This is a genomic window from Tunicatimonas sp., from assembly GCF_049647865.1.
Classification (GTDB): Bacteria; Bacteroidota; Bacteroidia; order Cytophagales; family Cyclobacteriaceae; genus Tunicatimonas.
Genome location: NZ_JBARYM010000632.1, coordinates 1 through 8,757 on the forward strand (window position 1 = coordinate 1; position 8,757 = coordinate 8,757).

An 8,757-nucleotide genomic window follows, 5' to 3' on the forward strand; every position below is an offset into this window, starting at 1 on the left:
AAGTTGATATCCACGCTAAGCTGTTCATATCCGTCTGCCAAATAGCTTTCGCCAATAAGAAAAATAGCGCACTACCGATAAGTAGTCCCCAAAATTGATTATGGTGTTGGGTACGTACCGATTTTCCGGCCACTTGGTTAGTGAGCATCACCCCGAATATTAAAAGTACCAGTACCCCGCCTACGTACACCATAATTTGCATCACAGCTAGAAAATCGGCCCCAGCCAGCACATAGACTGCTGAGACCCCTAGGAAAGTGAGTAACAAGGAAAAAGCAGCGTATAAAATATTGCGGGTAAATAGCACCACCAAAGCCGATAGCACCACTAAACCGGCAAAAACATAAAATGCAGCTACTTCTACTGGTACGCTCATTCTTGAGACGGGGGTTGATTAGGCTTTCTTTTAATAACTGGCATCTTCGGCTTAAAGGTAGACTTTCCACCTACTTTAGGCCGGGCACCCGGATTGGGTTTAGGGCGACTGGCTTTATCAGCGGCCTTCTGCTTCTGATACACTTCAAACTCCTGCTTCTTCTCGGCAATCTCAGTTTCCGTCATTTCGGAAAAGGCGAACGTATGCTCCTGAATATCAAAAACACTGAAATCGTACTCTTTGGTCATGGTGAGACATTCGGTAGGGCAAACCGTAGTGCATAAACCGCAGAAGCAGCACTTAGCCATATCGATATCGAAGGTAGCAGCGTAGATTCGTTTGGATGAGCCATCCGAGGTTTTACCAATTTCTTCGGTTGCCCGTATCGGTTCAATTTCAATACAGTCGACCGGACAAATCTTGGCGCATTTATCGCAGACAATACAATCGTCAATTTCATTGTGCAACTGGTAACGCCCCACATCTGGCACCGGAAATTTTTCGTGCGGATACTGAAGGGTAACGATACCGTTCTGACGCTCAAAATAATTGTCTTCAGCAACCCCCATCGGCTCGCGCTTCTGCCTAGCCTGCCACAAATGACGGAAGGATAGTTTTAACCCAGTCAGCAATGAACTAATTGCCTCTCCAATATTTCCAAAATAAGAACTGTTCGCTCCTCGTTGGCTCATGTATTTAGTAAATCAGTTGGTAAAGATAGAAGTCTTTTCTTCGGAGTAAAGGTGAAATTGTAGAGTACTATTGTTCCTGCTCTTTACCTATCGGTCTAAAATATTCAAGATTTTATTCCGGACTTCATGTAGCTTCTCTTTAGAAATACTGCCGATTTTATAAACGATATTAGATTATCAGCAGTGAACAGGCGATTGGGGCGAATATTACTATTTTGCTTTAGACTCCTATCGTGCATATCATGTTCGGTGAGTGAAATTGCATCAGCGTCTTTTATCCGTTGACTTGTAATCTGCATAAAATAATGTCAACCCCTGGTAAATCAGCCAAGACTAAGGCGGGTCGCCTTTTGCTAGTTGAAAGGTCTGAGAAAGGAAATGGGATAATGACGACATCACCCTTTACAAATCTTGTCATGCTTGCTCCTCTTCAGGACTACTCCAATCTTTTCCTAATACAACCTCACTGGCAAAAGCAGTTTTCAAGGAAGTATTCTGCTGCTTATACTGAAGATATTTTATGTATTCGTACAGTTCCTCTAATATTTCGTCGGAAGCTTGTTGTAACTCCTGTTCAATATTCTCACGATTTTTAATCATAACTGTATCGTTTATTTTCTCTCTTACGAAGATAAAGATTCTCTATCAATTAGAAGAGGCTTCAACAGCATCAGTCTGTAGCTGCTTGTCGTAAAGCTCCTTGTACACCCCGTCTTGAGCCAATAATGATTCGTTGGTTCCTTGCTCTACAATGTAGCCATCGTCTAATACAATAATTTTATCGGCTAGCTTGGCAGAAGATACGCGGTGCGAAATGATGACCGTAGTGCGACCTTTCATCACCTCTTTTAATTCATTAAGAATAGTGTTCTCTGTTTTAGTGTCTACTGCCGATAAACAATCATCTAAGATCAGGATTTTAGGGTCGCGGGCAATAGCGCGGGCAATAGAAACTCGTTGTTTTTGCCCGCCGGATAGAGTAATTCCCCGCTCGCCCAACTGAGTGCCAAATCCCTCGGGAAATTCGTCTAAGGTTTTTTCTAAGTCAGCAATATAAGCTGCTTTTTTAATCTCTTCCTCATTGGGTTCTTCTTCTGAACCAAAAGCAATGTTGCTAAAAATAGTATCCGAAAACAAAAATACATCTTGGGGCACATAGCCAATCTGGCTGCGTAACGATTTTAAATCGTACTTTTTGATGTCGATATTATCGATGAGTACGGTACCGGAGCTTACATCGTACATGCGGGGAACAATGTTAGCAATGGTACTTTTACCCGAACCAGTAGTTCCTACAATGGCGATAGACTGCCCAGCTTCTACACTGAAGGAGACATCTTTCAGGGCGTGAATGCCTGAATCGGGGTACACAAAACTTACGGCATCTAGCGTGATGTTTCCTTTAATCTCGCGCTCAACGTTCTCTTCGGAAATAATGGCGGTCTTGGTATCGAGGAACTCATTGATCCGTTTTTGAGAAGCGGCGGCCCGCTGTACAATACTGGTAATCCAACCCAGTGAAGCTACTGGCCAAGTGAGCATGTTTACGTAAATAATGAACTCAGCAATTACCCCGGGAGAGATCGCTCCGCTAATTACTTCTACCCCACCCACAAATACCGTGATGACTGAACTCAAACCGACCAATGCCATAATCAGTGGAATAAACAGGGCATTCACTTTAGCTAGACTGATAGATTTTACTTTGTAATCTTCACTTTCCACCCGGAATTGCTGGGCCGAATCTTCTTCCCGCACAAATGCTTTTAGCACTCGGATACCCGAAAAAGCCTCCTGCACATAAGTAGATAATCCCGATAAGCTACGCTGAATTTCTTCCGACTTTCGGTTAATGATATTGTTTACGTAGTAGATACTCAGCGATAAAATTGGTAGCGGAATAAGGGTATACAACGTGAGCCGAGCATTCACTGAAATCATATACGGAATCAGAATCATAAAAAGCACTGACAGGTTAAGCCCGTACATAATGGCTGGCCCCAAATACATTCTGACCTTACTAACATCTTCGGAAATACGAGCCATAAGGTCGCCCGTATTGTTTTTCCGATAAAAACTCATGGGCAGCGACTGGTAGTGCTCGTACACTTCATTTTTAAGATCATACTCAATCAGTCGGGAAACCACAATGATTGTTTGGCGCATTAAAAACGTAAAGAAACCCTTCGCTAATGCCAAAGCCAGAATTGCTACGCCGTATACCAGAATGCTGCCGGCAAAAGTGTCGTAGATACGGTCCTGCAGTTCTAACCCTTCAAATACCTGATAGAGCGAAATATTCTCCTGTACCAGATTAATCGCCCGTCGAACAATCTGAGCGGGAATAATCGCCAGAATATTAGAAATAATGATAAATAAAATGCCAAGTAAGAGACGGTACCGGTACTTGTAGAGGTACTTGTTGAGATAGCTGAGTTCCTTCACGTTGATTTAAAACGACTGTTAGCTTAAATGGTTCTTATTGATTACTACGAATTGATGCCTGTCTGAAAAAAACCTACCTTTGCCATGATCTGGAAAAAATTGCTATGAAACTCACTTCTGCCGATCAACCGGTCATAAGCCAAGAAAAATCAGATACATCTACTAGCCAATTGGCTTCTATTTTTGATCAGATGGCCCCGCACGATCACGAACAAATTGTTCACTATTACGACAAAGCCACCGGACTCAAGGCTATTGTGGCGATTCATTCTACCGCGTTAGGTCCAGCTATGGGCGGCACCCGCATGTGGAATTATGTCTCAGATGCAGAGGCACTAACTGATGCTATTCGTCTGGCTCGGGGGATGACGTACAAGTCAGCAATCTCTGGTCTAAACGTAGGAGGAGGTAAAGCGGTGTTGGTTGGCGATCCTGATCAACTAAAGAATGAAGCATACTTGCGCAAGTTTGGGCAGTTTATCGACAGCCTGAACGGAAAGTACGTAACGGCGGGCGACGTAAATATGACGTTGCGTGACTTGGAATACGTTCGGATGGAAACCTGTCATGTTACGGGCTTGCCGGAAGCCATCGGTGGTTCGGGTTCGTCTTCTCTTATTACTGCTTACGGAGTATACATGGGCATGAAAGCGGCGGCTAAAGAAGCTTTTGGCACCGATAGTTTGGAAGGCAAGAAAGTAGCGGTTCAGGGCGTAGGAGCAGTAGGCAGTACATTAGTGGAATATCTGGTCAAAGAAAAGGCGGTTGTATTCGTTTCAGACGTATCGGAGAGCAAACTTCAGCGAGTATCGAGAGAGTTCGGAGCCCACGTGGTTAGCCTGGATGGTATCTACGATATTCCGGCGGATATTTACGCGCCTTGTGCATTGGGGGCTACGCTGAACGATGATACAATCGCTCGCCTCACCTGCCAAGTGATTGCCGGAGGGGCGAACAATCAATTAGCTAACGAACAACGGCATGGAACGATGCTACAGGAGCGAGATGTCGTATACGCCCCTGATTTTTTAGTTAATGCCGGAGGAATTATGGCCGTAGCTGCCGAGTACTTTGGTATGTATTCTAAAGAATACCTCTTTCAAAAGGCGGAGCGTATTTATGATGTTTGCCAGAAAGTGCTTCAGCAAGCAGCTCAGCAGCAAACCGAACCTCACCGGATTGCCATGAAGATGGCCGAAGACCGCATAGCTTCTATTTCTCAGTTATAATAATAGTGCTATAGTGCGTGGTGTTAGCGTGTTAAAGTAAATTAGAATTTAAGCACTAAACATCTTTGAACCCTAAATTCAGATTTTCAACACTTTAATACTAGCAACCGCAAAAAAGCCCGACCTCGTAAATCATTTAACTCATTTTGTTGTTTCTCTGCTGTCAGTAAGTTACAACTCCAATATTTTATGCTGAATCGACGACTTTTGCGGATTAAGGCTATGCAGCATATCTATGCGTACCAAAAGTGCCAGCAGGCTAACCGTACCTTAGCTTACGACTACGTGCGTGAGTCTTTTGAACCAGACCTGAATGTGATTGAGCTGCCGGACCCTGAGCAGTTAGCGCAAGACCGGCGCATGGCCGAGGAGATATTAACGGCTCGGCTAGAAGGAAATTTAGGGCCAGCAAAATATTCGGAAACTGCTCAGAAGGTAGCTAAGGAATCACTGGAACGCTTTGACGCTCAAACGCAGAAAGACCGAGCTTTTTTAAAAAATCAGATGCTGGCCCGAGTAGAAAGTATGAGCGATCACTACAAGCAAGCGTTACTGTTATTGGTAGCAGTGGCTGATGAATCGCACCGAGAAATTCAGAAAAGACCCCGTTCCTCAGAAAGTGTGCTGCCGGAAGAAGCTGTTTCTACTCGCTTTTATCTCAATCCGGTAGTGCAGGCGATTCGCGACAATCAGACATTACAACAAGAAGCAACCAACCACAACTGGTCGTGGGAAGAACAGCAAAAAGCCATTCGCCAGCTCTACCGAAATACGATAAAGGAAGATGAAGCGTTTTATACTTATCAGCACGCTGCCGACACTACGTTAGAAGAAGATGTTGCTATTGTTCGCCAAGTGTTTAATGAGCATTTGCTGAAAAGTGAAGTAGTTAACAACTTTTTTGAAGATCTGGATATTAGCTGGGAGGAAAATCAGAAGGTTATTAAAAGTTTAGTAAATCGTAGCTTAAAATCTATTATTGATCCTCCGAATGAGGGCATTGAAATTGCTTCGCTTACTCCAAATTGGGAGGATGATAAAGCTTTTTTTGATGAATTGTACAGCCTGACAGTTCGGAATGACCATGAGTATGAACAAATAATTGCAGAGAAATCAAAAAACTGGGCGGTAGACCGAATTGCCAGTATGGATCAGACAATCTTGAAAATGGCAATTGCTGAAATGATTAATTTTTCCAGTATTCCGGTGAAAGTAACGATTAATGAATACGTAGATATATCTAAACAGTATAGTACCCAAAAGAGTAAACAGTTTATTAATGGGCTGTTAGATGTAATTGCCCAATCGCTACAAGAAAGGAATATAATTCGGAAAAGTGGACGAGGATTAATTGACAATCGTTAAGCTTATCGCTTATCTTTGCGAATTTCGTAGATAATGCGAACTTTGTAGGGAATCTAATTTTACTAACTAATAATATTTATGAGCAGAATCATAGGTAGTTTAGCACTTCTATTGTCTGGCCTAGCCGCCGGAGTAACGGTGGGATTCTTGTACGCCCCCGATACTGGTATCAACACACGCGACCGTATGACGTATCGTCTGGAACGATATCGCTTCAAACTAGAGGAACTGCTAGGTGATTTGGTACGTACAAAAGAACAATTGCCCGATAGTGTTGCAAAAAGTGATGGTGAAAAAGTAATCAACGATGCTAAAGAAAAGGCACGTCAATTACTTGATGACGTAGATAATCTTTTAGGGCAAATTCGCAAAGAGTAGAAAAATAGTTGTATCACATATTTACATAACGTTGAAATAATATGAAACAAGTTGGTTTAATTCTAATGGTGGCCTTCATTGGTCTTTGGTGTTTAAGTGGGTGCGATTCTAATGCCGGAAGCAAAGCATCCGAGACTGAAGCACCTGAATCTCCGTCTACAGAAGTATCTGCTGTAGAAAGTGCATCTCCAACATCGATGGAGAGCACGGGAAATGTAGCAGGTTTGCCTCAGTTTGAGTTTGAAGAAATGAATCACGATTTTGGTACCATTACCGAAGGTGAAATAGCGGAGCATACGTTTACATTTACGAATACCGGAGACGCGCCTTTAGTAATTCAAAGCACCTCAGCCTCGTGTGGTTGTACTACTCCTAGCTACTCTCGTGAGCCAGTAGCCCCCGGCGAAACCGGAGAAGTTCAGGTAAAATTTAATAGTCAAAATCGACCGGGTATGCAGAATAAAACAATTACTATTACTGCTAATACTGACCCAGCGGTTACTCGACTGTTTATTAAAACTAATGTAAATCCTAAAGGCGAAGAAGTAAACGGACCTGTTCGCAAGTAACTTTATTGACTAACTAACCTATGTTTCAATTTATCTTGCTTCAGGCAAGTTCCGGACAAAGCGGACTGATTGGCAATCTTATTCTATTGGGAGGGATTGCCATCATTTTTTATTTTTTCATGATTCGGCCTCAGCAAAAAAAGCAAAAAGACCAGCGCACATTTATTGGGGACATCAAAAAAGGTGATATGGTAGTCACCGTGGGGGGTATGCATGGTAAAGTAATTGCTCTTGAGGAAGACAGCGTAATGTTAGAAGTAGACCGAGGGGCCCGAATTAAATTTGATAAGACTTCCATCTCGTTAGAAGCCAGCAAGCAATATGTTAAGTAATAGCTTTGAGCCAGCGTGTTAACAAATCACGAAAAGTAACTCAATTTATTGAGCGATTATTACCTTCTGGTAAAGGAAGCCTGAAGGTGGTAATTCTCTGTATTATTGCCGCTACTACTTTTTGGTTTTTTAGTGCGCTGAACAAAGACAACTACACCACTCGTATTCGCTATCCACTTGCCATTACTTATCCTCCCGATACTAGCACCTATTTGCTAAGTGAACTACCTAAAGATGTAACGGTGCAGGTAAACGGCGGGGGATGGGATTTGCTGAAAAAATCATTACGACTTAACACTGCCCCCTTACAAGTAAGGCTAGATACGCCTACTAGAACCAAGTATATTTTAGGAAAATCGTTAGCTGAGCGAATTAGTGGACAATTAGATAATATTAACCTCGATTACGTAGTCACTGATACGCTACGGATTAATATTGATAGTGCTCAAAGCAGAACAATAACGGTAATTGTGGACCCAGAGTCTATGCAACTGGCTGAAAACCATCGTATGGTATCCGATATAGCCGTACTACCGCCTCAAGTAGAAGTATGGGGACCTACCTCGCTGGTTAATAATTTATCGGATACTCTACAGCTCTCCTTGTCTAACCAAAAAATCTCTGGAAAGGTAGAAACCATGGTAGAAGTATTATTAGCAGATGATAGGATGAAAACCTACCCAGATGAAGTAGTAGTACGTTTAGCAACCGAGCTATATACTAAAGTAGAACGGAAAACGTCGGTTGTCCCAGTCAATTTTCCTGAAGATTCGTCTGTCTATCTATCACAAGATTTTATAATTGTATCTTTTTGGTTGCCCGACGACCTTATTTCTCCTGCATTAAATGAGCTAAGTTTTCAATCTGAGGCTGATCTAAAAACCTGGAATCCCGAAGATAGCACCGTGGCAGTAAAACTGGTTGACATACCGGCTATTGTAAGTGATGTTAGCTTTAATCCTCCACGCATATCCGTGCAGTATGCTCCTTAAATCGCTGCAAGTGGGTATTACGGGGGGTATTGGTTCGGGCAAGACTTTTATATGTAAAATTTTTGAAGTTTTAGGAATTGATGTATATTACGCTGACCAGCGGGCTAAATGGCTACAACAGAAAGACCCTAACTTAAAAAAAGAAATTAAGATAGCCTTTGGTAACGCTGCTTACGACCAACAAGGGTGTTTAGATCGCATTTTTTTAGCTAAAGAAGTGTTTAGCAACCCCAAAAAACTTTCCTTGCTAAACCAGTTGGTGCACCCTAAAGTGGCTGAAGATTATACCCAATGGGTAAAGCATCGCTTGCATAAGCCCTACACGCTCAAAGAAGCTGCCTTACTTTATGAAACAGGTTCTTATCGTCAACTTGATTAT

12 protein-coding genes are annotated in these 8,757 nt (G+C 42.5%); 7 read left to right on the forward strand and 5 right to left on the reverse strand.

Going from position 1 to position 8,757, the window contains the following annotated elements:
* The 5 genes from WBA23_RS18450 to WBA23_RS18470 all read right to left on the reverse strand — a co-directional run.
* Positions 1-376: NADH-quinone oxidoreductase subunit J (locus WBA23_RS18450; RefSeq protein ID WP_424583753.1), on the reverse strand; the 376-nt coding region annotated here is incomplete at its 3' end.
* Positions 373-1,068 carry a 4Fe-4S binding protein gene (locus WBA23_RS18455; RefSeq protein ID WP_424583754.1) on the reverse strand — a complete coding sequence of 232 codons (696 nt, stop codon included), beginning with the start codon at positions 1,066-1,068 and terminating at the stop codon, positions 373-375. The genes WBA23_RS18450 and WBA23_RS18455, both read right to left, overlap by 4 nt.
* Positions 1,069-1,172: 104 nt before the next feature.
* Complete coding sequence (locus tag WBA23_RS18460) at positions 1,173-1,367, reverse strand: hypothetical protein (RefSeq protein WP_424583755.1); 195 nt, start codon at positions 1,365-1,367, stop codon at positions 1,173-1,175.
* Positions 1,368-1,482: 115 nt separating this feature from the next.
* Positions 1,483-1,668, reverse strand: a complete 186-nt coding sequence (locus WBA23_RS18465) for a hypothetical protein (RefSeq protein WP_424583756.1) — start codon at positions 1,666-1,668, stop codon at positions 1,483-1,485.
* A gap of 45 nt (positions 1,669-1,713) precedes the next feature.
* The gene (locus WBA23_RS18470) at positions 1,714-3,513 is read right to left on the reverse strand and encodes an ABC transporter ATP-binding protein (RefSeq protein WP_424583757.1); all 1,800 of its coding nucleotides are present in this window, start codon (positions 3,511-3,513) and stop codon (positions 1,714-1,716) included.
* Between the two features lie 104 nt (positions 3,514-3,617).
* Between WBA23_RS18470 and WBA23_RS18475 the strand changes: the two genes are divergently transcribed.
* The 7 genes from WBA23_RS18475 to coaE all read left to right on the forward strand — a co-directional run.
* Entirely contained in the window at positions 3,618-4,742 is a 1,125-nt protein-coding gene (locus WBA23_RS18475) for a Glu/Leu/Phe/Val family dehydrogenase (RefSeq protein WP_424583758.1), read from the forward strand.
* Positions 4,743-4,931: 189 nt separating this feature from the next.
* Complete coding sequence (gene nusB, locus WBA23_RS18480) at positions 4,932-6,107, forward strand: transcription antitermination factor NusB (RefSeq protein WP_424583759.1); 1,176 nt, start codon at positions 4,932-4,934, stop codon at positions 6,105-6,107.
* 78 nt (positions 6,108-6,185) lie between these two features.
* A complete protein-coding gene (locus WBA23_RS18485; protein WP_424583760.1) occupies positions 6,186-6,485 on the forward strand; it encodes a YtxH domain-containing protein in 300 nt (99 codons plus the stop codon).
* Between the two features lie 41 nt (positions 6,486-6,526).
* Positions 6,527-7,054, forward strand: coding sequence for a DUF1573 domain-containing protein (locus WBA23_RS18490; RefSeq protein WP_424583761.1), 528 nt, complete (start codon positions 6,527-6,529; stop codon positions 7,052-7,054).
* 20 nt (positions 7,055-7,074) lie between these two features.
* Positions 7,075-7,386: a preprotein translocase subunit YajC gene (gene yajC / locus WBA23_RS18495; protein ID WP_424583762.1), complete on the forward strand. Its 312-nt coding sequence runs from the start codon at positions 7,075-7,077 to the stop codon at positions 7,384-7,386.
* A gap of 5 nt (positions 7,387-7,391) precedes the next feature.
* Positions 7,392-8,378: a hypothetical protein gene (locus tag WBA23_RS18500; RefSeq protein WP_424583763.1), complete on the forward strand. Its 987-nt coding sequence runs from the start codon at positions 7,392-7,394 to the stop codon at positions 8,376-8,378.
* Positions 8,368-8,757, forward strand: a 390-nt coding sequence (coaE, locus tag WBA23_RS18505; RefSeq protein ID WP_424583764.1) for a dephospho-CoA kinase, incomplete at its 3' end; no start/stop codon positions are given. The genes WBA23_RS18500 and coaE, both read left to right, overlap by 11 nt.